This is a genomic window from Micromonospora sp. NPDC047670 (genome assembly GCF_043204915.1).
In the GTDB taxonomy this organism is placed as follows: Bacteria; Actinomycetota; Actinomycetes; order Mycobacteriales; family Micromonosporaceae; genus Micromonospora.
In genome coordinates this window covers 294541-318380 of sequence record NZ_JBIDDA010000005.1, presented here as the reverse complement: position 1 = coordinate 318380, position 23840 = coordinate 294541, and the positions used below count along the sequence as shown (strand labels likewise).

Annotated in this window: 26 protein-coding genes; 15 read left to right on the top strand and 11 right to left on the bottom strand. The window is 72.9% G+C overall.

The features are described 5' to 3' along the window. Positions 1-69 precede the first annotated feature (69 nt). From ACGF7U_RS15075 to ACGF7U_RS15060, 4 genes are read left to right on the top strand one after another with little or no spacing between them, the layout of a single operon-like run. Positions 70-1242 (top strand): DegT/DnrJ/EryC1/StrS family aminotransferase, encoded by a 1173-nt coding sequence (locus ACGF7U_RS15075; protein ID WP_393106759.1) that lies wholly within the window; start codon positions 70-72, stop codon positions 1240-1242. Then, complete coding sequence (locus tag ACGF7U_RS15070; RefSeq protein ID WP_393106757.1) at positions 1239-2135, top strand: dihydrodipicolinate synthase family protein; 897 nt, start codon at positions 1239-1241, stop codon at positions 2133-2135. Before ACGF7U_RS15075 ends, ACGF7U_RS15070 begins: the two co-directional genes overlap by 4 nt. Beyond that, the gene (locus ACGF7U_RS15065; RefSeq protein WP_393106755.1) at positions 2132-2872 is read left to right on the top strand and encodes an amidohydrolase family protein; all 741 of its coding nucleotides are present in this window, start codon (positions 2132-2134) and stop codon (positions 2870-2872) included. The genes ACGF7U_RS15070 and ACGF7U_RS15065 overlap by 4 nt, the downstream gene beginning before the upstream one ends. Continuing rightward, positions 2869-3609 carry an amidohydrolase family protein gene (locus ACGF7U_RS15060; protein WP_393106753.1) on the top strand — a complete coding sequence of 247 codons (741 nt, stop codon included), beginning with the start codon at positions 2869-2871 and terminating at the stop codon, positions 3607-3609. The genes ACGF7U_RS15065 and ACGF7U_RS15060 overlap by 4 nt, the downstream gene beginning before the upstream one ends. A gap of 573 nt (positions 3610-4182) precedes the next feature. Here the strand turns inward: ACGF7U_RS15060 and ACGF7U_RS15055 are convergent. From ACGF7U_RS15055 to ACGF7U_RS15045, 3 genes are all read right to left on the bottom strand, one after another. Continuing rightward, the gene (locus tag ACGF7U_RS15055; RefSeq protein WP_393106751.1) at positions 4183-6384 is read right to left on the bottom strand and encodes an ATP-dependent RecD-like DNA helicase; all 2202 of its coding nucleotides are present in this window, start codon (positions 6382-6384) and stop codon (positions 4183-4185) included. 98 nt (positions 6385-6482) lie between these two features. Next, positions 6483-6767 (bottom strand): DUF3817 domain-containing protein, encoded by a 285-nt coding sequence (locus tag ACGF7U_RS15050; protein ID WP_393106749.1) that lies wholly within the window; start codon positions 6765-6767, stop codon positions 6483-6485. Beyond that, positions 6764-7228, bottom strand: coding sequence for a hypothetical protein (locus tag ACGF7U_RS15045; RefSeq protein ID WP_393106747.1), 465 nt, complete (start codon positions 7226-7228; stop codon positions 6764-6766). The genes ACGF7U_RS15050 and ACGF7U_RS15045 overlap by 4 nt, the downstream gene beginning before the upstream one ends. A gap of 81 nt (positions 7229-7309) precedes the next feature. Between ACGF7U_RS15045 and ACGF7U_RS15040 the strand changes: the two genes are divergently transcribed. The 4 genes from ACGF7U_RS15040 (at position 7310) to ACGF7U_RS15025 (ending at position 9460) form a co-directional block, all read left to right on the top strand. Beyond that, positions 7310-7651 (top strand): helix-turn-helix transcriptional regulator, encoded by a 342-nt coding sequence (locus ACGF7U_RS15040; protein WP_393106745.1) that lies wholly within the window; start codon positions 7310-7312, stop codon positions 7649-7651. Continuing rightward, positions 7648-8352 carry a permease prefix domain 1-containing protein gene (locus ACGF7U_RS15035; protein ID WP_393106744.1) on the top strand — a complete coding sequence of 235 codons (705 nt, stop codon included), beginning with the start codon at positions 7648-7650 and terminating at the stop codon, positions 8350-8352. The genes ACGF7U_RS15040 and ACGF7U_RS15035 overlap by 4 nt, the downstream gene beginning before the upstream one ends. A gap of 53 nt (positions 8353-8405) precedes the next feature. Beyond that, complete coding sequence (locus ACGF7U_RS15030) at positions 8406-8954, top strand: Imm21 family immunity protein (protein WP_393106743.1); 549 nt, start codon at positions 8406-8408, stop codon at positions 8952-8954. A gap of 71 nt (positions 8955-9025) precedes the next feature. Further along, positions 9026-9460 carry a VOC family protein gene (locus ACGF7U_RS15025; RefSeq protein WP_393106741.1) on the top strand — a complete coding sequence of 145 codons (435 nt, stop codon included), beginning with the start codon at positions 9026-9028 and terminating at the stop codon, positions 9458-9460. 189 nt (positions 9461-9649) lie between these two features. On the opposite strand, the gene ACGF7U_RS15020 is transcribed toward ACGF7U_RS15025, so the two are convergent. Then, positions 9650-10003, bottom strand: coding sequence for a hypothetical protein (locus ACGF7U_RS15020; RefSeq protein WP_393106739.1), 354 nt, complete (start codon positions 10001-10003; stop codon positions 9650-9652). A 280-nt stretch (positions 10004-10283) separates the two neighbouring features. Between ACGF7U_RS15020 and ACGF7U_RS15015 the strand changes: the two genes are divergently transcribed. Then, complete coding sequence (locus tag ACGF7U_RS15015; protein ID WP_393106737.1) at positions 10284-10901, top strand: TetR/AcrR family transcriptional regulator; 618 nt, start codon at positions 10284-10286, stop codon at positions 10899-10901. Then, a complete protein-coding gene (locus tag ACGF7U_RS15010; RefSeq protein WP_393106735.1) occupies positions 10898-11770 on the top strand; it encodes an NAD(P)H-dependent oxidoreductase in 873 nt (290 codons plus the stop codon). The genes ACGF7U_RS15015 and ACGF7U_RS15010 overlap by 4 nt, the downstream gene beginning before the upstream one ends. A gap of 157 nt (positions 11771-11927) precedes the next feature. Here the strand turns inward: ACGF7U_RS15010 and ACGF7U_RS15005 are convergent, their stop codons facing one another. Continuing rightward, a complete protein-coding gene (locus ACGF7U_RS15005) occupies positions 11928-12398 on the bottom strand; it encodes a hypothetical protein (protein ID WP_393106733.1) in 471 nt (156 codons plus the stop codon). Here ACGF7U_RS15005 and ACGF7U_RS15000 point away from each other — a divergent pair. Both ACGF7U_RS15000 and ACGF7U_RS14995 read left to right on the top strand, forming a co-directional pair. Then, positions 12390-12545, top strand: a complete 156-nt coding sequence (locus tag ACGF7U_RS15000; RefSeq protein WP_393106731.1) for a sigma factor-like helix-turn-helix DNA-binding protein — start codon at positions 12390-12392, stop codon at positions 12543-12545. The genes ACGF7U_RS15005 and ACGF7U_RS15000 overlap by 9 nt on opposite strands. Continuing rightward, positions 12542-12934, top strand: a complete 393-nt coding sequence (locus ACGF7U_RS14995) for a hypothetical protein (protein ID WP_393106729.1) — start codon at positions 12542-12544, stop codon at positions 12932-12934. The genes ACGF7U_RS15000 and ACGF7U_RS14995 overlap by 4 nt, the downstream gene beginning before the upstream one ends. 17 nt (positions 12935-12951) lie before the next feature. Here the strand turns inward: ACGF7U_RS14995 and ACGF7U_RS14990 are convergent, their stop codons facing one another. Further along, positions 12952-14085, bottom strand: coding sequence for a citrate/2-methylcitrate synthase (locus ACGF7U_RS14990; RefSeq protein ID WP_393106727.1), 1134 nt, complete (start codon positions 14083-14085; stop codon positions 12952-12954). A 68-nt stretch (positions 14086-14153) separates the two neighbouring features. Here ACGF7U_RS14990 and ACGF7U_RS14985 point away from each other — a divergent pair, with 68 nt between their 5' ends. After that, a complete protein-coding gene (locus tag ACGF7U_RS14985; RefSeq protein ID WP_393106725.1) occupies positions 14154-15353 on the top strand; it encodes a citrate/2-methylcitrate synthase in 1200 nt (399 codons plus the stop codon). A 53-nt stretch (positions 15354-15406) separates the two neighbouring features. Here ACGF7U_RS14985 and ACGF7U_RS14980 read toward each other — a convergent pair whose 3' ends face one another. The 3 genes from ACGF7U_RS14980 to ACGF7U_RS14970 form a co-directional block, all read right to left on the bottom strand. Further along, entirely contained in the window at positions 15407-16927 is a 1521-nt protein-coding gene (locus ACGF7U_RS14980; RefSeq protein WP_393106723.1) for a hypothetical protein, read from the bottom strand. A gap of 42 nt (positions 16928-16969) precedes the next feature. Further along, a complete protein-coding gene (locus ACGF7U_RS14975; protein WP_393106721.1) occupies positions 16970-17227 on the bottom strand; it encodes a hypothetical protein in 258 nt (85 codons plus the stop codon). 179 nt (positions 17228-17406) lie between these two features. Continuing rightward, positions 17407-18396 (bottom strand): helix-turn-helix transcriptional regulator, encoded by a 990-nt coding sequence (locus ACGF7U_RS14970; RefSeq protein ID WP_393106719.1) that lies wholly within the window; start codon positions 18394-18396, stop codon positions 17407-17409. A 78-nt stretch (positions 18397-18474) separates the two neighbouring features. Here ACGF7U_RS14970 and ACGF7U_RS14965 point away from each other — a divergent pair, with 78 nt between their 5' ends. Further along, complete coding sequence (locus ACGF7U_RS14965; RefSeq protein WP_393107163.1) at positions 18475-19671, top strand: epoxide hydrolase family protein; 1197 nt, start codon at positions 18475-18477, stop codon at positions 19669-19671. Between the two features lies 1 nt (position 19672). Further along, entirely contained in the window at positions 19673-20788 is a 1116-nt protein-coding gene (locus ACGF7U_RS14960; RefSeq protein ID WP_393106717.1) for a winged helix DNA-binding domain-containing protein, read from the top strand. A 281-nt stretch (positions 20789-21069) separates the two neighbouring features. On the opposite strand, the gene ACGF7U_RS14955 is transcribed toward ACGF7U_RS14960, so the two are convergent. After that, entirely contained in the window at positions 21070-21813 is a 744-nt protein-coding gene (locus ACGF7U_RS14955; protein ID WP_393106715.1) for an N-acetyltransferase, read from the bottom strand. 103 nt (positions 21814-21916) lie between these two features. After that, positions 21917-23740, bottom strand: a complete 1824-nt coding sequence (locus ACGF7U_RS14950) for an AMP-dependent synthetase/ligase (protein ID WP_393106713.1) — start codon at positions 23738-23740, stop codon at positions 21917-21919. Between the last annotated feature and the right edge of the window lie 100 nt (positions 23741-23840).

Here is a 23840-nt window from a genome sequence, read left to right as displayed (position 1 = left end):
TCGGGGTTGCGTTGTGCGCAGCACAAGATTACGGTCAGGCCCGGTATTACTGTAGCCCTGGGAGGGTGCGTGTCGTTTCCGAGCATGGCCGACGCCAGCGGCCGGACGATCGGCGCGGAGGAGCTGGCCGCGGTCAGCCGGGTGCTCCAGTCGGGCATGCTCAGCTCGGTCTGGGGCACGGAGGTCCGCGCCCTGGAGCGCGAGATGGCCGACCGCCACGGAGTGTCGCACGCCGTGGCCGCCAGCTCCGGAACCGCAGCCCTGCACCTGGCCGTCGCGGCCGTCGCGCCGGATCCGGGCGACGAGATCATCACGTCTCCGATCAGCGACTTCGGCACGGTCGCGCCCATTCTCGCGCAGAACGCCGTGCCGGTGTTCGCCGACGTCGATCCGTACACCGGCAACCTGGACCCGGCGGCCGTCGCCGCCGCGATCGGGCCGCGCACCAGGGCGATCCTCGCGGTGCACCTGTTCGGCGCCGCCGCCGACCTGCGCGCCGTCGCCGACTCCGCCAGCGTGCCGCTGATCGAGGACTGCGCCCAGGCGTGGCTCACCCGCTACCCCGACGGCACCCTCGCCGGCACGGCGGGCGCGATCGGCTGCTTCAGCCTGCAGCAGTGGAAGCACATCACCTGCGGCGACGGGGGGCTCGCCGTCACCGACGACGCGGTGCTGGCCCGCCGGATGCGGCTCTTCGCCGACAAGGGCTGGCCGCGCGACGAGGCCCGCCGGCACGTCGGCCTCGGCCTGAACTACCGGATGACCGAACTCGCCGGCGCCGTCGCCCGTGCCCAGCTGGCGAAGCTGCCCGGGGTGCTGGCCGACCGGCGGCGCACCGCCCGACGGCTGGCCGCCGCGCTGGCCGACCTGCCCGGCGTCCACCTGCCGGCGGACCCCGACGCACACGCCTGGTGGCTGTTCCCGATCGTGCTCGACCCGCCGCTGACCAACCACGAGGTGGCCGGGAAGCTCGCCGCCGCCGGCATCCCCGCCCGCGCCGGCTACCTCGACCAGCCGCTGCACTGCGCGCCGGCGCTGACCGAGGCCCCCGTCTACGGCACCTCCCGGTTCCCGCTCACCGTGCCGCCGGCGGACCGGCTGCCGACGTACGGGCCCGGCGCGTTCCCGGTCGCCGAACGGCTCATCGCGCAGACCCTGCTGGTGATCGACTGGAACGAGCGGTACACCGACGCGCACGTCGACGAGATCGCTGACGCCGTCCGCGCGGCGGTGGCCCCGTGATCGCGCCGGCCGCCGCCGCGCTGCGCGACCGGCTGCGGTGGCGGCTCGTCGCCGCCACCGCCACCCCGATGGACGCCGACCGGACCGTCGATGCCGCGGTGCTCGGCCGGTACCTGCGCGGCCTGGTCGCCGACGGCGCGGACGCCCTCGCCGTCTGCGCCCACACCGGCCGCGGTCCCTACCTCGACGCGGCGACCCGCGACCTCGTCGTCCGGCGCGCCGTCGACACCGGCGTGCCCGTGATCGTCGGCGTCGGCGGGCGGCCCGGAGAGCACACCGACGACGTGGCCGCCCAGGCCGCCCGGGCCGCCGACCTCGGCGCGGCCGGCGTCATGGTCTTCCCCGTCGACGGTGACGCGGTCGCCCACCACGACGCCGTCTGGCGTGCCGCCGCCCTGCCGATGCTCGCCTTCGACCTCTACACCCGGCCGTACTCCCCGTCGAGGCTGGCCGAGCTGCTGACGCATCCCGGCGTCGCCGGGGTCAAGGTGGCCCGGCTGCACGACGCGCTCGCCTGCCAGGCCGCGCTGGCGGCGGCGCACCGCGCCGACCGGCTCGCCGTCACCGGCGAGGACCGCATGTTCGGGCCGTCGCTGATGTGGGGGGCGCAGGCCGCCCTGGTCGGCCTCGCCGCCGCCGCCGTGCCGGTCACCGCCGCGGTCCTGCGGGCGTACGCCGACGGCAAGCACGACGACTTCGTCGTCGCCTCCGCCCGCCTCGACCGGCTCGCCGGGGTCACCTTCACCGACCCGATGGAGGGGTACGTGCAGCGGATGCTCCAGATCGCCGCCGACGAGGGCCGCATCCCCGCCGGCCACGCCGTCGACGCGTACGGCCCGGCGCTGCCCGACGGCGACCGCGATCGGGTGCTCGCGGTGGCGAGGCAGCGGTGAGCGGCAACCCGTTCGTCGCGGCCGACCTGCCGCCGGTCACCTTCGACGTCGACGTCCTCGTCGGCCGGTACGCCGACCGGCCCGGCCCCACCGGCGAGCCCCGCAACGTCGCGGCCACCCTGGGCGCGAACGGCATCGCGCGGGCGGCCGTGGCCAGCCTGCGGGCGGCGCTGTTCGACGTGCCGAGCGGCAACGACGAGGCCGCCGCCCTGGCCGGCCCGACCGTGCTGCCGGTCGGCGCGCTCGACCTGCGCGATCCGCTCGGCGCCGAACGGGAGGTCGTCCGCCTCGCCGAGCGGGGCTTCCGGGCGGTGCGGCTCTTCCCCGACGAGCAGCGCGTCGAGCCGGACTTCCCGTCCGTGCGGCACGTCGCCCGCCGCGCCGCCGAGGCCGGTCTGGTCATCCTGGCCGGCGGGGACGTCCGCCGGTTCTGGCGGCCGCTGCGCGGCGCGACCGTGGTCTTCCTCGACACGCACTTCTACCACCTGGGCGACTTCGTGGTGGCGGCCCGCGACGAGCCCGGCTTCCACACCTCCACCCGGCTGCTCAACTCGCCCGACGCGCTGGAGACCGTCGCCGCCCACGTCGGCGTCGAGCGCCTGCTCTACGGCTCTCGCACCCCGTTCTACGAGCCGGTCGTGCCGCGACTGCGGCTGTCCCGCGGCGGCCTCGGGCCGGCCGAGGTGGCGGCCGTGGCGGGCGGCAACGCCCGCCGGATCCTGGAGGGCCAGGCATGATCATCGACGTGCACGCCCACTGGGGGCCGTGGTTCTTCAGCATGGACGTCGGGTCGGTCGCCACCAACCTCGCGGTGATGGACCGCTACGGCATCGACCTCGCCGTCGTCTCCGCCACCGAGGCGGTCATCTACGACGTCGCCGCCGGCAACCGGGCGATGGCCCGGGTCCTGGAGGCCAACGACCGGCTGCTCGGCTACCTGACGGTCAACCCGCGCCGGCTCGACGACGCCGAACGGGACCTGCGCGAACTGCTCCCCACCGGCCGGTTCGTCGGCGTGAAGATCCACACCGACTACACCGGCTCCCCGGCGAACTCCCCGCAGGCCCGGGCGGCGCTGGAACTCGTCGCCGCGCACGACCTGCCCGCCCTCGTGCACACCTGGGACGCGACGCCGCTCGACCTCGCCCAGGCCGTCGCCGACATCCCCGGCCTGCGGGCCATCGCCGGACACATGGGCGCGAACGGCTGGCGGCACGCCATCGAGGCGGCCAACTCGGTCGACCGCCTCTGGCTGGAGCCGTGCTTCTCGCACACCGAGGCGGGCCGCTTCGCCGCCGTGGCGGCGGCCGTCGACCCGCGACGGCTGCTGTTCGGCACCGACGCCACCCTCATCGACCCGGCCGCGGCCTTCGGCGCGATGCTCGCCGCCGACCTCGACGCGGAGCTGGCCGAGCGGGTCGCGTGGCGCAACGCCGCCGAACTGTTCCGCCTCGACGTGTCCCGAGGTGCGTAGATCCAGCGTCCGGGTCCCTGATGGCCCGCTCAACCGCAGGTGGCGAGGCAGCGGCCGCACCGCCTGACGACGAAGCCTCGGCTCCGAGCTGCCGGGCCCGCTTGTCCTCGACGGGTACGACGTCGAGCTCGTGGCCGTCCTTGTCTCGCTTGCGGCGTCCGTGCAGACCTACGGCCAGATCGCTGGTGTCGGAGACCTCGTCGGGTTCTACGTAGGTGAGTACGTCGTTGTGGTGGCCGTAGACCACCCATCCGCATCCGGGATCGAGGGTGATGGTGCCGAAGTCTCCGGCAGGTGAGCCGGCGTAGACGGGGCCGTACTCCCGCAGGATGTCGACGGCCTGGGCGGCGAGGTCAACACCGGGGTCCGGCAACACGACGCAGGTGCCGTGGGCGAATGCGGCCCAGGACTTGCTCTCCCCGCGGATGATGCGACGCCAGGTTCCGGCCAGATCGTGCTCCGACTGCGCGAGGCGTCTGCGCACATGGGCGGAGGCTGACCGCGGGGCAGGCCGTCGCCGGGTCGTCGGGCGCCGAGTCGCGCCGACTGACGGTCGCCGGGTCGACAGGGCGCTCAGGCGAGGCGGTGGTCGAGGGCGGTGTGGCGGCGTCCGGCGCCGACGGTGCGGACGGCGGCGGCGAGGGCACGGCGGGACCCGACGAGGACGACGAGCTGCTTGGCGCGGGTGACGGCGGTGTAGAGCAGGTTGCGTTGCAGCATCATCCAGGCGCTGGTGGTCAGGGGGATGACCACGGCGGGGTACTCGGAGCCCTGCGAGCGGTGGATCGTCATGGCGTACGCGTGGGCCAGCTCGTCGAGTTCGTCGAAGTCGTAGTCGATGTTCTCGTCCTCGTCGGTGCGTACGGTGAGGGTCTGCTCCTCGGGGGTCAGCGCGGTGACGATGCCGACGGTGCCGTTGAAGACGCCGGCCTGGCCCTTGTCGTAGTTGTTGCGGATCTGGGTGACCTTGTCGCCGACGCGGAACACCCGCCCGCCGACGCGGCGCTCGGGTTGCCCCTCGCGGGCGGGGGTGAGGCGCTGTTGCAGCAGCGTGTTCAGGGCCGCGGCGCCGGCGGGACCGCGGTGCATGGGGGTGAGCACCTGCACGTCGCGGCGCGGGTCGAGGCCGAAGCGGGCGGGGATGCGGGCGCAGGCGACGTCGACGGTCAGGGTGGCGGTGGCCTCGGTGTCGTCACAGGCGAACAGGAAGAAGTCGCTCAGGCCCTGGAGCAGGGGCGGCTTGCCGGCGTTGATGCGGTGGGCGTTGCTGACGACCCCGGACTCCGCGGCCTGGCGGAAGATCTGCGTCAGCCGGACGCGGGGGATGGCCGGGGCGGCGAGCAGGTCACGCAGGACCTCCCCGGCGCCGACGGAGGGAAGCTGGTCGACGTCGCCGACGAGCAGCAGGTGCGCGCCGGGCGGGACGGCCTTGACGAGCTTGTTGGCCAGGACGAGGTCGAGCATGGACGCCTCGTCGACGACGAGGAGGTCAACGTCGAGGGGGTTGTCCCGGTCGTGGCTGGCCTCTCCGCCGGGGCGCAGCTGCAGCAGCCGGTGCACGGTGGCCGCGGGATGCCCGGTCAGCTCGGACAGTCGCTTGGCGGCGCGGCCGGTCGGCGCGACGAGGGTGACCTTGGCCTTCTTGGCGGCTGCGAGTTCGACGACGGAGCGGACGGTGAAGCTCTTGCCGCAGCCGGGTCCGCCGGTGAGCACGGCGACCCTGGAGGTGAGGGCGAGCCGGACCGCCTGTTCCTGCTCGGGGGCGAGGTCGGTGCCGGTGCGGGCCTTCAACCAGGCCAGCGCCTTTCCCCAGTCGACGCCGTTGAAGTGGGGCAGCCGGTCGGCGCGGTCGCGCAGCAGCCGCAGCAGCGAGCCGGCCAGGGACTGCTCGGCGCGGTGGAACGGCACCAGATACACCGCCGACGTCGGTTCGCCGTCCGGTCCGGGCAGCGTCTCGCGGACCACGCCCTCTTCGCTGACGAGCTCGTCGAGGCAGGCGGTGACGAGGTCGCCGGGCACGTTGAGAATCTTGGTGGCGTCGGCGATGAGTTGGGCGTCGGGCAGGTAGCAGTGGCCGTTGTCGGTGGCCTCGGAGAGGGTGTACTGCAGGCCGGCCTTGACCCGCTGAGGGCTGTCGTGCGGGATCCCGACGGCCTGGGCGATGGTGTCGGCGGTCTTGAAGCCGATGCCCCACACGTCGGCCGCCAGCCGGTACGGCTCGTTGCGCACCACGGTGATGGAGGCGTCGCCGTACTGCTTGAAGATCCGCACGGCCAGCGAGGTGGACACGCCGACGCCCTGGAGGAAGACCATCACCTCCTTGATGGCCTTCTGCTCCTCCCACGCCGCGGTGATCTTCGCGGTGCGTTTCGGCCCCAGGCCGGGCACCTCGACCAGGCGGGCCGGTTCGGTCTCGATGACGTTGAGGGTGTCGAGGCCGAAGTGGGCGACGATCCGCTCGGCGAAGACGGGGCCGATGCCCTTGACCAGTCCCGAGCCGAGGTAGCGCCGGATGCCCTGGATCGTGGCCGGCAGGACGGTGGTGTAGGAGTGGACCTCGAACTGCCGGCCGTACTGCGGGTGCGACGACCATCGGCCGGACAGGCGCAGGCTCTCGCCGGGCTGGGCGCCGAGCAGCGCCCCGACCACGGTGAGCAGGTCGCCGCCGCGGTCGGTGGACACCCGGGCGACGGTGTAGCCGGTCTCCTCGTTGACGTAGGTCAACCGTTCGAGCACCGCGTCCAGCACGGCCGGCGGGGGAGTGGGGGCAGGCACCCGCCCATCCTGCCTGTCGCCGCCGCGGCGCTGTCATCAGCCCGACCGGGTGCCGTGCCCGTAGCTGTCGTCCGGTGCGCGGCCCGGCAGCGCCCTTGTCATCTCGGATCCGTCTCGCTGGTGGCCGGCGCGGGGGAGCGCTGGATGCGTCGAAGGGCGAGCAGCCCGCCGACGCCGGGGATGGCGGCGAGCCAGCGGGCGCCGGGGGTGGCGGCTTCGGTCAGCCAGGTGCAGGCGATGACGGCGAGGTAGGAGGCGCCGTGCACGGGGCCGCCCAGGGCGCTGATCGCCTCGGCGTGCACGGTGGCCAGGTTGGCCAGCAGGATGACCAGGGAGATCGCCTCGGCCGCGGCCACGATCCGCAGGGTGCGCACGTCGGTCACACTCCCGTCGTGGAGCCGGGACGGACGATCATCAGGACGACCACGATCGCCCAGAGCACGTTGAACATCCCGGTGGTCATGGCCAGCCGGCTCGCTGCCGCCCGCGTTCCGCTGTGGACGGTCGCGCCGTCTGTCGGGGCCAGTAGGCGCCGTTGGCCGGGGAGGATGACCAGCGCCAGGAGGGCGGCGGCGATCGCGGTCAGCGCTATCGAGGTGAGAAGCCAGGCGTCGGTCAGGACGCCGAGTTGCGCGCCGGTGGCGAGCCCGAAGGCGGGGACGAGCACACCGACGATCGTGTAGGCGCGGCAGGTGCGGTGCAGGAACGCGGCGATCTGGGGCGCCCGCCCGCCGGGATCGCCTCCGCCGCCGGCGTAGCGCGGGAAGAGCGAGGCGGCCACGGCGATCGGCCCGATCGCCAGGATCGCCGCCAGGACGTGCACCGACAGCAGCAGCTTGGTCACCGGTTCCCCCTAGGTTGGTGCCCTACATATTGGCTAGCAATAGATAGCACACCTACGACAGGAAGGGTAGGCTGCCTACTGATGAAGGACGACGCCGTTCGCGGGCACCTGGACGCGCTGCTGCTGGCAGCGCTGGAGCAGGGGCCGCTGCACGGCTACGCGATCATCGCGGCCGTCCGGGACCGCAGCGGCGGAGCCTTGGAGCTGCGTACGGGCACCATGTATCCGGCCCTGCACCGGCTGGAACGGCTCGGGTTGCTGCGCAGCGACTGGCAGTCCGTCGGCGAGCGCCGCCGTCGCTGCTACGAGTTGACCGACGCCGGCCGGGGAGCCCTGGTCGACAAGCGCACGGCCTGGCGTGAACTCACCTCCGCGATCGGCGCCGTCCTGGAGCCCTCGCCGACGCCGCGGCCGGCCACGTGACGGCCCTCGACCGCCGCGCCGAGTCCGGACGCGACCCGATCGAGGAGCATCTCGCGGCACTGGCGGCCGCGCTGCACGGCCCGCCCCGCGCCAAGGCCCGGATGCTGACCGAGGCGCGCGACGGACTCACCGACGCCGCGACGGGACTCGCCTGCGGTGCGACCCCCGACGAGAGCGCCGCCCGCGAGGCGGTACGCGACTTCGGCAGCGTCGACGAGGTCGCGCCCGCCTTCCAGCAGGAACTCACCGTCGCCCAGGCCCGCCACACCGCCCGTGTCGTCGTGCTCGCCGTTCCGTTCCTGCTGGCCTGCTGGCACCTGGTGACCGTCGTCGGCGGGGGCCAGGGCCGGCACGTGCCCCGCCTCGCCCAGGTCCTGGCCGCCCACCTGGGTGGCGTGGCCGCCGCGGCCGCCCTGCTGGCCGGGGCGTCGCTGGCCGCCACCGGCGTCCTGGCCCGCCGGCTGCCCACCCCGCACCGGCTTCCGCTGGTGGTCGCCTGGGCCGGCACCGCCGCCACCGTCGCGCTGGTGACCAGCGCCCTCACCCTCGCCGTCGCGGCGGCGCTGGCCGGGAACTGGGCGCTCGGCGCACTCATCGGTGTGCTGACCGTCGCCCTGCACACCAGGATCGCTGCCGCCGCCCGCGCCTGCCGCCAATGCGCCCGCGCCCCGGTCGTGGCGTCCGTCGACACGTGGTCCTGATGTCCGGCACCCGCCGGGTGGGCGGGGGACGTCCCGATGCGATCATCAGCGACATGTCCGACCTCCCGGAAGACAACGCGGCGACGCACGGACCGGCCGGCCGCCTCCACTGGATCGACAGCGCCGGTGGGCCGCTCGTCGTCGTACCGGCGACGGCCCTGTCCGCGTGGCGCGGCGCGGCCGACGGCTTCGACCCCGACGACCTCGACACCTGGGGCGACTACGGCCGCGCGTGCGCGGTCGAGGGATACGCGGGCGTCGTGCAGGTGGGTGACGCCGAGGCGCTGATCCTGGCCGACGAGCCCGCCACCACCACCTACCTTCCCGAACGTCGTCTCTTCGTACGATGGATCTTCGCGGACTCCGAGGCCGAGGTCGTCCGGCTCGTTCCCGACGCGGTCGACAGGGCCGACTGGGAGGACGCCGGCAGCTGGACGACCACCGGGCCGGCCGAGTTGTTCGACGCCGCCCTCAGCGGTGACGAGGCCGAGCCGACCGGTCACCTCCGTGTCGAGGTGGAGCCGGGCACCTACCGGCTCCGTACGGCACGTGTCGAGATCGGGGACGCGACGACGCTGGGGCTCGTCCACCTGGCCAGGTAGGCGGTGCCGCCGGGAGCCGTCGGCTCTGCGGCGCCGCCTCGACTGTCGGTGGTGGGCGGTACCGTCCCGCCATGGCAGCCAGAATCGACCTGACCCTCGACTGCGCGGACGCGAAGCTCCTCGGTGAGTTCTGGAAGACGGCGCTGGGCTATGTCGACGAGCCGCCACCCGCGCCCTTCCTGACCCGCGAGGAGTGGCACGCGAGTTTCGACCTGCCGGAGGGCGACTCGGTGGACGACGCGGTGTGGCTGTGCGACCCGCACGGCGTCGGACCCCACCTGTCCATCCTCAAGGTCCCCGAGCCGAAGACGGCGAAGAACCGCCTCCACATCGACGTCCGGGTGCCGGGGCACGGCGACCCGGACGAGCGGTGGGCGCGGATCAGGGCCGAGTCCGAGCGGTTGGTGCGGGCGGGCGGGACCGTCCTGGCGGAACACGCCGGGCACCACATCGTGATGGCCGACCCGGAGGGCAACGAGTTCTGCGTCGCCGCGACCTCGGCATGACGGCTGACCGACATCCGCGGTGGAGCGGGCCAAATGGTCGGCCGGGTGCCTCACGGTGAGGCGACATCGGCGGGTGCTGTCCGGGCCGGCCCGGCCACCACGCACGCCGCCAGACCGGTCAGGGCCAGCACGATTGCCGTGACGGCCGCGGCCCTGCTCGCGGGTTCCTGCGTCTGCCAGGTCAAGACGTCACTTCGCCTGTCTGTGCTGGTAGTGGGCTCGTCGGGCTCGGGCTAGGGATGTTCGTCGCCACATCGACCAGTGCAGGGTGTGCGCTGGTGGAAGCGTCACGGCGAGGACGAAGGCGTTGAGGAGTCGGCGGATCTCGGCGACGGTCAACGCGATGATCTCCGGGCCGGCGCTGAGCTGCTGCGCGGCGAGGATGGTCGGAACGGCCAGGGCGAGCAGGGCCAGGGTGATGAAGCGGTGCCAGCCGCCCCGGCCGCGGACCTGGTAGTGGTCCAGGCCGACCTGGCCTTTGCCGGTTCGGAACAGCTCCTCGATGCTCCAGTGGGAGCCGTTTACTCGGACCAGGGTGTGCACCGGCGCCGTGTGGTGACCAGCACAGGTAGAGAGCCAGCTCGCCGGCGATGCGGTTGCGGCGGATGAGCATCCAGTCAGCGCCTACCTCGCCACCGGCAAGCCTTCAGCGAAGGAAGTCACGTGGGCGCCGACGCCCACCGGCGAGGCAGAGGTGCCACGTCGCTTTCACTGCTGACAGTGCCCACGCACGGGCGGCGGCATGGGGAGGGCGAGCCGCATCTCACGTGATCCAGTAAGTTACCTCTGGTAAGTTACCAACGGTAACTAGATTGGGGATCGCATGCATGACGTCGAAGACACCGCCCCGCGTCGACGGCTGTCGAAAGCGGCGCGCCACGCCCAGCTTCTCGAGGTGGCACGTCAGCTCATTCGGGACAAGGGCACGAACGAACTCACCCTCGGACGACTCGCCGAGCGGGCCGGAGTAACCAAACCCCTGGTCTACGGACACTTCGGCGACCGGGCCGGCATCCTCGCGGAGCTGTACCGCGAGTTCGAGGCCCGCCAGCAAGAAGCACTGGACAGCGCACTGAACGAGGCCGCACCCTCCCTCGCGGCGGTGGCGAGCGTCGTCGCGGGGGCCTACATCGACTGCTGCCTCGCGGAAGGGCGCGAGCTGGCCGACGTGGTCGCCGCACTCGCCGGCTCCGCCACCCTCAGCCAGGTGCGTCAGGAGGCGGAGGACGCATACCTCACCCGATGCCGTACGGCACTCGAACCCTTCTGCGGGCCGATCGACGTCGCCGGGCTGCACGCGTTGATCGGCGCCGGTGACGCCCTGGCCCGCAGCGCGCTCGCCGGCCGGATCAGCCCCGCCCGCGCGCGCGACGTACTCACCCGCGTCATCACCGCCCTCGCCGTTGACGCAGGGCCCGACACGACGGAGACGAACCCATGACCATCAGCCATTCCCCGAAGACCGGCACCGCCCTCTGGGTGTACGCGCATCCGCGCCGCGGGTCCTTCAACGACCGCCTCTTCACCGCCGGAGTCGAGGCGCTCTCGGAACGCTACGAGGTTCTGCGCTCCGACCTGTACGCACAAGGCTTCGACCCCGTCCTCGGCGACCGTGACCTCGGCGACCTGGCCGGCAAGCCCGGCAACATCGCCGAACTGGCGGGCGAGGCGTACGCGCGAGGCCAGACACCCGAAGATGTGCGCACGGAGCAGGCCAAGCTCGCCGCCGCCGAGTTGCTGATCGTGCAGTTCCCCCTGTGGTGGTACGGGCCGCCGGCGATCCTGAAAGGCTGGTTCGACCGAGTGCTCACCAGCGGGTTCGCGTACGGGGACACCGACCCTGAACTCGGGGTGCCCCGGCGTTACGGCGACGGCGGACTCGCCGGGCGCAAGGCGCTGATCGTGGTGACCGCCGGAGAGGACGCGAAGTCGATAGGCCCGCGCGGCATCAGCGGCGATCTCGACTCCCTGCTGTTCCCGCTGACACACGGCGTCTTCTGGTACGTGGGCATCGAGACTCTGGACCTGCACGTGATTCACGACGCCGACGGTCTGGACAGCGCCGGTGTCGACCACGAGATCGAACGGTTGCGCGAACGGGTACGCACGGCCGGCTCGGAACCGGCCCGGCGCTATCGGCGCCTCCGTGACGGTGACTATCACGGCACACGGGCTCTGCACGAAAACCTACTGCCCGGCCGTACCGATCTCGGCATTCACCTCGCTCCGAGCCGCGAACGCCGCTCGCCGGTCCAGACTGAGCACGCAAACCGTGTCACGGATCGTGACAGCGCGACTGGCCGTCGGTAGGGAACCTGAACTGCCGCTGTCACCTCGTCCGCCGTGGCCCTGACCGACGGGCAGACGCCGAGGCCGACCGCGCGGCCGTCGTGCCGGACGGTCATGGGACTGTTCGCCCGGCACCGCCCGGCGTGGTCGCGTACGTTGGTTGTCACGTCGTCGGCCGTCACTTCTGCCGGGTGTCGGCGAGGGCCGGCTGCCGGGTCTGGCGTACGCCGCGACGCCAGACGTCGACGATGGCGGTGGTGGCCAGCAGGGCGACGCCGGCCTCGCGTGGCATCCGGGCGGCGTGCGCGGCCTTGGCGGCGGTGGCGGGGCTCATGTGGTCGGCGGCCGTTCTCTGGCTGATCGCCTCGAAGTAGGCGAGGGTGGTGACCACGAAGACGCCCTCGGCGGCGATCCGGTCCGCGAGTCGCCGAGCGGTCTCGTCGGCGTCGGCGTAGACGTGCGCCAGCCCGTCGATGCCGGCGTCCAGGGCGACGGTGACCTCCCGGGTCGTGACCGCGTGCGCGATTGCCTTCAGGCCGGCGTCGTGGGCCGCGTCGACGCCGTCCTGCGTGCCGAATCGTCGTCGATGGCATTGCTGGTGGTGTTGGAGACCCTCAGCAGCGCCGAACGGGCCGTCTTCGTGCTGCACGAGGTGTTCGGCTACCCGCACACCGAGATCGCGGCCATCATCGGTCGCTCGCCGGCGGCGGTGCGTCAGCTCGCGCACCGGGCGCGGGAGCACGTGCAGGCGCGCTGGCCCGTTTCCCGTCGGATCCGGGGCTCCAGCAGCAGGTGACCGAGCGGTTCCTTACCGCGGCGCTCGGCGATGACCTGCGCGGGCTGCTGGCCGTCCTCGCGCCGGACGTCACCCTGTGGACCGACGGCGGGGGCAAGGGACCGGCCACCAGCCTGCACCCGGTGCACGGCCGCGACGACGTGGCGGGGCTGCTCCTGGCGGTCGCCGCCGACGTGCCGGCCGGGCTCGACATCCGTTACCGGCGGGTCAACGGCGACCCCGCGGCGATCCTGTTCGAGCGTGGCGCCCCGCTCGCCGTCCTCGTGCTCGACCTCGACCCCGACCGGGAGATGGTGCGCCGAGTCTTCTCCGTGACCAACCCCGACAAGCTCTCCCGGTCGGCGGATGAGCCCTCCCCGCCCACCGACCCGCAGAGGAGCCCGCGATGACCTGACCGGTGGGCTGCTTAGGGCACCGGCTGCGGCGGGGGAGGCCCGACGTAGCGCGAGTCCGGCCGGATGATCTTCGTGTCCTCGGCCTGTTCGAGTACGTTCGCGCACCACCCGATGACCCGGCTGGTGGCGAAGGTCGGCGTGAACATCTCCCGGGGTAGCCCGCACAGGTGCATGACGACACCGGCGTAGTACTCGACGTTGGTGTGCAGTTCCCGGCCGGGCTTCAGCTCCGCCAGCAACGACAGCACCCGCTCCTCGACGGCCACGGCGAAGTCCACCAGCGGCCCGCCGAGGGACTGGGCGATCCCCTTGAGCATGCGGGAGCGGGGGTCCTCCGTGCGGTAGATCGGGTGCCCGAACCCCATGATCCGCTCGCCGTTCAGGATGCGCGCGCGCAGCCACGGGTCGGCCCGGTCGACGGAGCCGATGGCGTCGAGGGTGTCGAGGGCCCGGCTGGGAGCTCCGCCGTGCAGGGGGCCGGAGAGTGCCCCGAGGGCGCCGCCGACGCAGGCGTAGAGGTCGGCGCCGGTGGAGGCGATGACGCGGGCGGTGAAGGTCGACGCGTTGAAGCCGTGGTCGACGGTGGCGATCAGGTACCGCTCGATCGCCCGGGCGTGGAGTTCGGAGGGCTCCTCGCCGGTGATCATGTACAGGTAGTTCGCCGCGTGCGACAGGTCGTCGCGCGACCCGATCGGCTCCAGGCCCGCGCGCAGCCGGAACAGCGCCGCCAGCAGGCTGGGGGTGAGGGCGCAGAGCGCCATGGCCTGGGCCCGGCGTTCGGCGGGTGTGGTGTCGTAGAGCGGGCGGGCTCCGGCGGCGAGGCCGGCGACGGCCAGCGCGGCGCGCAGCCCGCCCATCGGGTCGTGCGACGTCGACGCGGCGGCGATGTCGGGCAGCGCGGCGGCCACCGCGGGCGGGATGTGGCGCAGCGGCGCGATCTCCTGGTGCAGCCCCTTGGGGTCGGTGGGAAGGTGGCCGTCGATGAGCAGCGCCCATACGTCCTCGAGGGTGCGGCGCTCGGCCAGGTCGATGGCGGAGTACTGCCGGTAGTGGTAGAAGCCCTCCTGGCCGCGGACGTGGCCGATCGTGGTGTCGGTGACCGCGACGCCGGCGAGTCCGCGGGGAACGGTGATGGTGTCAGCCATGCCGGCAGCGTCACGCCCACGCATCACCACAGTCAACATTGATCCAGTCAACGTGAGAGCATGGCCACATGTCCGGGGACCAGCTGCTCACCACCGCCGAGGTGGCGCACCGCCTGCGCATCAAACCGGAGACGATCTACGCGTACGTCAGCCGGGGGTTGCTTGCCCGGGTCAAGGTTCCCGGCGAACGGATCAGCCGCTTCCGGCTGGCCGACGTCGAGCGGTTGGCGGCCCACACGCAGGCGACCCGGCCGGAACGCGATGCCGCCCCGGCGATGCGGACCGCCACCACGTTGATCGCGTACGGGCGGCTGCACTACCGGGGCCTGGATGTCGCGAAGCTGGCGCCGGTGACGCCGTTCGAGGAGGTCGCGCACTGGCTGTGGACGGGACAGCGGCACCGGAAGGCGTTCACGGCGCCCGCGGAGACCGTCGAGACGGCGAGGCGGGCGAGCAGGCACCTGCCCGCCCAGGCCCGGCTCTTCGACCGGCTGCCGGTGGTCGTCGCCGCCGCGGCCGCGATGGACCCGCTGCGCTTCGACCTGGCGCCGGCCACCGTGACGGCGCTCGCGCCCGCGTTGCTCGCCACGATGGTCGACGCGCTGCCCCTCGCGGGCGAGGCGCCCGCCGACGACGCCCTGGCGACCCGGCTGTGGTCCCGGTTGACGGGCCTGCCTGCGTCCGCGGCGGGTCTGCGGGCGCTCAACGCCGCACTCGTCCTGCTCGCCGACCACGACCTGGCCGCGTCGACCATCGCGGCGCGCGTGGCGGCGTCGACCCGGGCGAACCCGTACGCGGCGGTGCTGGCCGGCCTCGGCGCGCTGGACGGGCCGATGCACGGCGCGGTCGGCGGCAGCGTCCACCGGTTGATCGAGGCCGCGCGGCGCGACGGGGCGCCGGCCGCGATCGCCGAGTGGCTGCGGACCGGCGGGCTGCCCGGCTTCGGGCATCCGCTGTATCCCGCGGGCGACCCGCGCGGAGCGACCCTCCTCGGTCTCGTCGCAAAGTTGCCGGTCGGGGACGGGCTGCGGCGGACCGTCGACGACCTGCTCGCCACGGCGGCGCGGCGCGACGCCCTGCCCAATGTCGACTTCGCCCTCGCCGCGTTGGCGCACGCGACCGGCATGGGGCCGGGCGCGGCGGAGGTGATCTTCGCGGTCGCCCGTACGGCGGGCTGGATCGCGCACGTCGTCGAGGAGTACGCCCAGCCGAGCAACCGGTTCCGGTGGAGCAGCGGCTACACCGGGCCGGCTCCCGAGCCGGCGTGAACTGCGACGGGTGGGGCGGGCGGGCACGCCCGCCCCATCCCGCGTTCGGTGGACTACTTCTTGGGCAACGGGAAGCGGGCCAGGTCCGTGCCGTGCATGCCCCAGGTCGACCTGCCGTCCGGGGTGAAGTGGAACGACGGGTTGTTGTACCAGCCGCGTGGCACGTTGTCGTAGAGCGTGGTTACCGCGCCGCCCGGCACGGTCGGCAGCTCGCAGATGTCGTTGGTCCAGTGCACCCAGGAGAACACCCGGCCGTCGACCCCGTTGAACTGCCCGTACCCGCCGAGATCGCCCTCCATGACGATGGTGCGGGTGTGCAGGTCGTAGGCGAACCAGGCGCCGCGCGGTCGCCGGCCCATGGCGTAGAGCAGGTTGCCCACCACGTGCAGGCTCTCGTAAGACTGCCAGTCCGGCTTGATCTCCTCGCGCCACAGCAGCGTACGGGTGACGATGTCGACGGCCGCCACCTGCGCGACCTTGCGGATCGGGCCGGTGGTGCCCTCGCCGTAGGTGTCGCCGGCGATGTAGGCGGTGGCGCCCTGCACCACCACGTCCATGACGCTCTGCTCGGGCAGGAACTCGCGGTGCGAGTCGAAGGCGTTGGTGGCCAGGTCGACGAAGGTCAGCGCGCCGGTGTGCTTGGTGGTCTGCGGGCTGGACGCCACGACGAGCTGGTTGCGCGGCTGGTCCACGACGATCCGCTTGGTGCGCAGCTGCTCGTTGCCGAGCAGGCCCAGCACCCTGATCCCGTAGTCGTCGGGGTCGACCGCCACGATCTGCGTGCTCGGGTACAGGCCCGCGTAGACCACGCCGGCCTTGCCCTCGGCCATCGTCTTGACCTCACCGTTGATGTCGAACCGGTCGTTGGTGCCGGCCTCGGTGCGGTGCACCGTCATCGCGTAGTGGCCGCCGACCCAGATCGTGCCCCGGGTGTGGCGCATCATCGACTGGATGGTCTCGGGGTAGCCGAAGCCCCGGGTGGCGGTCTGCCACACGCTGGCGGTGCCGCCCGGCGTCGTCCTCCAGACGTGCCCCAGCCCGCTGACGCCGAGCAGCGCGCCGCCGGGCAGCGGGGCGAGGAGCATGTTCTCCACGTCGGCGAGGGGCTGGCCGACCTTCACCAGGCCGTCGGCGGTGACCTCGTACAGGTTGGTGGTGAGCCGGGTCAGCGCGTACACCTTGCCGTCGCTGCCGACGGTGACCTGGTCGACGTAGCGGTCCTCGGCGGGGATGTCCCGGGAGACCCGGTGGGAGCCGTCGCGGTGGAAGGAGATCAGCTGCCGGCCGCTGGCGACGTAGACGACGCCGTCGGAGACCGCCATGTCGAGGATGCCGACCGGCGAGGCGCTCAGGTGCGGGGTCAGGTTGGTGGCGGCGCCGCCGGCCTTCGGCCAGGCCAGCAGCGTGCCGGGCGCGGCCGACCCGCCGTAGACGTACTCGTCGTCGACCGCCACGGCCGCCGCGTACTGGGAGGTGGAGATGCGGCCGTACGTCTCGACGGTCGCGTCGGCCAGGCGGATCCGCTTGACGGTGCAGTCCGGGTACGTGCCGATGTAGAGGTGCTCGCCGTGCACGACCATGTCGTAGTACCAGGTGGTGCTGCCCCCGGCGCGGGCCTAGGCCACCAGCTCCCTGGTCTGCGGGTCGAACCGGTGGACGTACGCGCTGCCGGCGGGGCCGATGTAGACGTAGCGGCCGTCGGCGGCGAGCTTCTGCCCGCCGTTGCTGGCGATGGTGAGGTCGTCGATGCCGCGCATCTCGCCGGTGTTGACGTCGAACTCGCCCAGCCGCATCTTCCCCTCGGGGGTGTTGAACCGGGAGGTGATGAAGACGCTGTCGCCGATGACGGCGGCACCGCGGACGGCGGCTGTCAAAGAGGCCGGACCGAAACTCGTCGGGGTTAGCTCATTGTCGTCCTGCGCGAGTGCCGGCGTGGAGGCCGATCCGTGGCCCACTGCCAGTGCGGCACCGGTGAGACAACTGCTTGTCAGGAGTGAGCGACGGCTGATGGGCATGGCGGGCTCCGATCGTCGATGCCATTACGGCCCGGACCCTAATCATGCCTAGGTGGGGCGTCAAGGATCGGTTGGCGCGGCCGGAGGCCCCGGCGGCAGCGGTCGGCGAGGGCGCGGATCGCGTCCACGAGTTCCGGCGGACCGGTCACGGTGAAGTCGACGCCGACCGAGGTGACCATCCAGGCCAGGTCCGCCGCCGACTCGGCGCCCAGGTGCAGCAGACACGATCCGTCGTCGACGGGCTCGACCGCGCCCATCCCCGGCCACACCAGGTCGGCCACGGCGGTCGCCGGCTGGTGCAGGGTGACGGTCGCCCGCACGGCCCACGGCCCGGTGGACAGTTGCCGCGACAGGTACGCGGTCACGTCGCCGTCGGGTGGATCCCTGGGGGTGAACCGGGGCCCCGTCGGGACGCGGGTGCGCAGCCGGTCCACGCGGAAGGTGCGCCAGTCCTCCCGATCGGTGTCCCAGGCGACGAGATACCAGTGCCGGCCCCAGTTGACCAGGGCGTGCGGCTCCACGTCACGTACCGTCTCCGTGCCGTGGTGGCTGGTGTAGTCGAACCGGAGACGCTCGCGCCGGCCCTTGGCCTCGGAGATCGTGAGCAGCACGTCCGGGTCGACCCGGGGGCCGCCCACGGGAGCCGCGACGGTCGCCTGTTGCAGCGTGGTGACCCGGTGCCGCAGCCGGGACGGCAACACCTGCTCCAGCTTGCCCAGCGCGCGCAGCGAGGTCTCCTCGATGCCGGTCACCGAGCTGGCGGTGGCGGTACGCAGGCCGATGGCTACGGCGACGGCTTCGTCGTCGTCGAGCAGCAGGGGCGGCATGGCCGCGCCGGCGCCCAGCCGGTAGCCGGCGCTGCCCCGGGTCGCGTGCACCGGGTAGCCCAGTTCACGCAGCCGCTCGACGTCCCGGCGCACGGTACGGGTCGTCACGCCGAGCCGGTCGGCGAGATCGGCGCCGGGCCAGTGCCGGCGTGTCTGCAACAGCGACAGCAGTCTCAGCAGCCGGGCCGAGTTCGTCAGCATGGGCACAGGATGCCAGTCCGGTTAGGAAGGGTCCTGACCTAACCGGCTCCTAGCGTGGTGGCCGTGACCGATTCCGAGATTCGCCCATTCCGCATCGACGTCCCGCAGGATCAGTGGGACGACCTGACCGCTCGGCTGGCCAGCACCCGCTGGCCGGTCCTGCCCGACGTCGGCTGGACTCGCGGCGTGCCCGTCGCGTACCTGCGGGAGCTGGCCGAGCACTGGAGCACCGGCTACGACTGGCGGGCACACGAGGCGGAGCTGAACAAGATCCCGCAGTTCGTCACCGAGATCGACGGGCAGCTCATCCACTTCCTGCACGTACGCTCGCCCGAGCCGGACGCGACGCCGCTGATGCTCCTGCACGGGTGGCCAGGCTCGATCGTGGAGTTCCTCGACGTCATCGGCCCGCTGACCGACCCGCGTGGACACGGCGGCGACCCGGCCGACGCGTTCCACCTCGTCGTCCCGTCGCTGCCCGGGTTCGCGTTCTCCACGCCGCTGGCCGAGCCGGGCTGGGGCAGCGAGCGGATGGCCACCGCGATGGTGCGCCTCATGAGCCGGCTCGGCTACCAGCGGTACGGCGTGCAGGGCGGCGACACCGGCTCCTACGTCGCTCCCGCCATGGGCCGGCAGGCCCCGGACCGGGTGCTCGGCGTCCACGTCAACGCCCTGGTCACCTACCCGATCGGCGTCGAGGGCGAGCAGGACGGGCTCACCGACGCCGAGCGCCGACGTGTCGCTGCGATGGAGAGCTACAACGACGGATACCTTCAGATCCAGGCCAAGTCGCCGCACACGCTGGCGTACGGGCTGCAGGACTCACCGGTGGCGCAGCTCGCCTGGATCGTCGAGATGTTCCACCGCATGACCGACCGCCCCGCCGACGCGACCCTGGAGGCCGTCGTCGACCGGGACCGGCTGCTGACCAACGTCAGCCTGTACTGGCTCACCGGCGCGGGAGGATCGTCCGCGCAGGTCTACTACGAGGACATCACCGCGAACGCGTGGACGGACGACGCGGGACAGTGGGGTGACCCGGGCCCCGACGACGGGAGCGACGCCGCCGGCGACTGGGCGGCCGGTGCCCGTGGCACCGTGCCCACCGGCGTTCTGGTGTCGACCACGAAGGACATCACGGTCCGTCGGTTCGCCGAGCGCGAGCACAACGTGGTGCACTGGTCGGAGTACGACCGGGGCGGGCACTTCTTCGCCCTGGAACAGCCCCGGCTGTTCACCGCCGACGTGCGCGACTTCTTCCGCAAGGTCCGCTGAGGTGGGCGCCCGTCGGCCGGGTTCCCCGGCCTCGAGCGAGGTCCTCGGCCGGCGGGCCCTGAACCGGGCCACGCTGTGCCGGCAGTTGCTACTGGGACGCGGCACGACCGGGGTGGTGGAGACGGTCGAGGCGATCGGCGGCCTCAACGCCCAGCACACCGGCGACCCGTACCTGGCCCTCCACTCGCGGCTGACCGATCTCACGCTCGCCGACCTGACCGCGGCGGTCGAGGACGGTCGCCTGGTGCGCGCGTGCCTGCTGCGTGCCACCCAGCACCTGGTCAGCGCCCGCGACTTCCGGTGGCTGCGCCCGATCCTGAGCCCGCTGCTGGCCCGGGTGCAGCGCAACGCGTTCGGCCGGCGTACGGTGGGCGTCGACCTGACCGAACTGGTCGCCGACGCCCGGGCGATCCTGGCCGGCCGCACGCTGAGCCGCCCGGAACTCGGACGGCGCCTCGCGCAGCGCCGACCGGGCGCCGACCCCACCGCACTCGCGTGGTCCGCGCAGTACCTGCTTCCGCTGGTGCACCCCGCGCCCAGCGGCATCTGGGGCACCCGCGGCGCCACCCCGCTCGCCCTCGCCGAGGAGCGCCTCGGCGCGTTGGAGCCGCCCGACCCGAGGCGGCTGGTGTCGCGCTACCTGGCCGCGTTCGGTCCGGCCACGACGGCGGACCTGCGCGCCTGGTCGGGCGTCGGCGGGCTGCCGCAGGTCGTCGCCGACATGGCCGGCGAGCTGCGCGCCTTCCGCGACGAGTCGGGCCGCCAGGTGTACGACCTTCCCGACGCGCCCCGGCCCGACCCCGACACGCCGGCGCCCGTACGCCTGCTCGCCGGTTTCGACAACCTGCTGCTCGCCCTCGCCGACCGGACCCGGATCATGACCGACGAGACCCGGCGCCGGGTGTGCGTTGGTGACCTGGTCAGACCCACCGTCCTGCTCGACGGGATGGTGTCCGGCACCTGGGAGCTGGACCGACGCGCCGGGTTCGTCACCGTCGCGCCGTTCACTCGGCTGAGTCCCGCCGACACCGACGCGGTCGTCGCCGAGGGCCACCGGATGCTCCGGCTCGCCGCGCCTGACGCCGCGCCGCACGACGTGCGTGTCCGGCCGGCCTGACCTCGGGGATCGCGACCCTCGGTCGCGGGTGCGCGTGACGCAGTTTTCGGCCGGTACGCCCGTGACCGACATGTCGTTTGAGACCGATGACGGCCGCGTCAGCTACGACACGCTCCGAGCCCACTTCGAATCCGAGGTCACGAACTGCGGCTCACGGTCGCGGGCCAGCCGCCAGTGAGCTGACAACCGGCCGCGATGGGCTGCGACCTTCCGTGGGGTCACCCGCCCGGCGTCGTACCGGCACTTCGGCGCGGCGTGACCGGTGGCGGGTGCGTCGCGGCCTACAGGCGGTGCCGGACCCAGACGTTGGGCTCGACGTAGACGGCGTGGTCGTGTGCCACGTCGCAGTGCACGGGCACGAGGGCTCCCGGCACGTGGACCGGGCCGCTGGTGTCGAACGGCAGGCCCGTCCAGCGGCGCCAGTCGGCGAGCGTCCCGGTGATCGTCATCGAGCGGGGAGCCACGCGTTCGATGCGTCCGCCCGCGCGGACGTGCACCCGCAGCCACGGGTCGACCGGCAGGCCGTCCTCGCGCACCTGCGCCGCGTACTCGGTCATCGGCAGGTCGGGCTGGGTGTGCTTGCCGCTCGGGCGGACCGGCGCGACGAGCGTGTCGTAGCCCCGTTTCGCGACGGCCTCCCGCATGGCGGCGAGCATCAGGGCCGACAGCCCGCTGCCCCGCCGGTCCGGGCGGATGCAGATCTCCAACGCCGAGACGATGTTCGGGGTGGCGCCGGTGAGACGGTTGATGGTGGCCCGCTGGACCACCCGGTCCCAGCCGCCGTCGGGCAGCTCCGCCTCCGTCCAGCGCAGCGGCACGGCGTACGCCCGGGCGACGGCGCGTCCGGGCTCGGCGGAGTCGACGGCGGCGAACACGAACTCGGGATACAGGTCGTTGGCGACGTTGTAGTACACGCCGCCCATCGGATCCCAGAGCATGAACTGCGGCCACGCCCCGTCGAAGCCCTCGTCGAGCAGCGGTGCCAGGTCCGGGCGGTCCGCCAGGGTCACGATGTCCAGAGCCACGGCGGAACCGTAGACGCGCCGGCCGGGACGGCGCACGTCATATTCCGGCGCGGACGGGCCGGCGGGTCGGTGCGGCAGCGACACCGTGCCGCGCCGGACGACGTCAGCGGTCGCGGTAGAGCGCCTCGATGTCGGTGGCGTAGCGCTCCTGCACCACCGCCCGCCGCACCTTCAACGTGGGGGTGAGTTCGCCGTCGGCCTCGGTGAGGTCACGGGGCAGGATGCGGAACTCCTTGATCCCCTCGGCGTGGGACACCGAGCGGTTGGCCCGGTCGACGGCGTGCTGCACCGCTGCCCGCAGCTCGGGAGACTCCCGCAGGTCCGACACCGACGCCTCCGGGCGGCCGTGCGCGGCCCGCCACCGGGGCCACGCCTGCGGGTCGATGGTGACCAGCGCGACGAGGTACGGCCGTTCGTCGCCGATCAGCACGCACTGGCTGACCAGCGGGTCCGCGCGTACCTGGTCCTCGATCGGGGCGGGGGCGATGTTCTTGCCGGCCGCCGTGACGATGATGTCCTTCTTGCGCCCGGTGACCCGCAGGTAGCCGTCGTCGTCGAGTTCGCCGAGGTCGCCGGTGCGCAACCAACCGTCGGTGAACGTCTCGCGGGTGGCCTCCGCGTTGTTCCAGTACCCGGGGAAGACCACCGAGCCCCGGGCCAGGATCTCCCCGTCCTCGGCGATCGCGATCTCGACTCCGGGCAGGGGACGGCCCACCGTGCCGATCCGCATGGCCGTCGGCGTGTTGGCCGTGAGGGCGGGCGAGGTCTCGGTCAGCCCGTATCCCTCGATCACGGTGAGGCCGGAGCCGCGGAAGAAGTGCGCGAGGCGTTGCCCCAGCGGTGCTCCGCCGACGATCGCCACCCGGCAGCGCCCACCCAGCGCCGCCCGCAGTTTGCGGTAGACCAGCAGGTCGAACACGAGACGCGCCAGCCGCAGCGGGGGCCGAGGTCCGCCGCGGGTGTCCAGCGCGCGGCTGTACCGCACCGCCACCCGGTCGGCGAGCGTGAACAGCCAGCCCCGGTGCTCGTCGGCCGCCTTGCGTCTCGCCCGGTCGTAGATCTTCTCGAACACCCGCGGCACGGCCAGGACGAACGTGGGACGGTACCGGCGCAGCTGGTCCAGCACGCCGCCGATGTCGGCGCTGTGCACCATGGTGGCGCGGGTCTGCACCATGCCGACCTGGATCATCCGGGCGAAGGCGTGGGCCAGCGGCAGGAACAGCACCGTCGACGCCGCCGGATGGAACAACTGCGACAGGACGGCGGTCGCGTTGCCGACGTCCAGGGCGATGTTGGCGTGCGTCAGAACGCAACCCTTCGGCCGTCCGGTCGTGCCGCTGGTGTACACGATCGTGGCGATGTCCCCGGCCGACACCCGCCTGCGCCGGGCCTCCACCTGCCCGATCTCGACGGCGCGGCCGGTGCCGGCCAGTCTGATCAGGTCTCCGGCGTCGATCTGCCACGCGTGCGCCAGTGCCGGCAGGGAGTCGCGCAGGCCGTCCAGCACCGCGGCGTGCTCGGCCGTCTCCACCACGCACGCGACCGCCCCCGAGTCGGAGAGGATCCAGGCCAACTGGTCCGCGCTCGACGTGTCGTACACGGGGACCGTCACCGCGCCGACGGACCACAGCGCGTAGTCCACCAGGGTCCACTCGTACCGGGTGCGGCTCATCAACCCGACCCGGTCGCCCGGCTGGACACCGGCCGCCACCAGACCGCGGGCCACCGCCTGCACGTCGTCGCGGAACTGTCGGCAGGTCACGGTGCTCGGGCCACGCCCGGACCGGCGGGTCGGCCAGGACCGGGGATCGGGGTCCGACCGTACGAACTGCGCCTGGTCCGGGTCACGTTCGGCGTTCCGCCACACCACCTCGGCCAAGCCGAGCTCGACGTCGGTGACGACCGGCGCAACCGCCATCTCCCGCACGTTCGTCCCACCTACCGTCGGTCACGTCGCTGAGAGTTCGATGATGAGACGTCCACCGGCGTCGGGTCGCGCGAACGGCGAAACCCGGCCGCCCGGCCCC

What these genes read in the sequence shown, in the direction of transcription:
- ACGF7U_RS15060 (WP_393106753.1), top strand. Translation starts at nt 2,869, where the DNA reads ATGATCATCGACGTGCACGCCCACTGGGGGCCGTGGTTCTTCAGCATG.
- ACGF7U_RS15025 (WP_393106741.1), top strand. Translation starts at nt 9,026, where the DNA reads ATGGCAGCCAGAATCGACCTGACCCTCGACTGCGCGGACGCGAAGCTC.
- ACGF7U_RS14985 (WP_393106725.1), top strand. Translation starts at nt 14,154, where the DNA reads ATGTCCGGGGACCAGCTGCTCACCACCGCCGAGGTGGCGCACCGCCTG.
- ACGF7U_RS14990 (WP_393106727.1), bottom strand. Translation starts at nt 14,085, where the DNA reads ATGGCTGACACCATCACCGTTCCCCGCGGACTCGCCGGCGTCGCGGTC.
- ACGF7U_RS14970 (WP_393106719.1), bottom strand. Translation starts at nt 18,396, where the DNA reads ATGCTGACGAACTCGGCCCGGCTGCTGAGACTGCTGTCGCTGTTGCAG.
- ACGF7U_RS15030 (WP_393106743.1), top strand. Translation starts at nt 8,406, where the DNA reads ATGTCCGACCTCCCGGAAGACAACGCGGCGACGCACGGACCGGCCGGC.
- ACGF7U_RS15015 (WP_393106737.1), top strand. Translation starts at nt 10,284, where the DNA reads ATGCATGACGTCGAAGACACCGCCCCGCGTCGACGGCTGTCGAAAGCG.
- ACGF7U_RS15040 (WP_393106745.1), top strand. Translation starts at nt 7,310, where the DNA reads ATGAAGGACGACGCCGTTCGCGGGCACCTGGACGCGCTGCTGCTGGCA.
- ACGF7U_RS15010 (WP_393106735.1), top strand. Translation starts at nt 10,898, where the DNA reads ATGACCATCAGCCATTCCCCGAAGACCGGCACCGCCCTCTGGGTGTAC.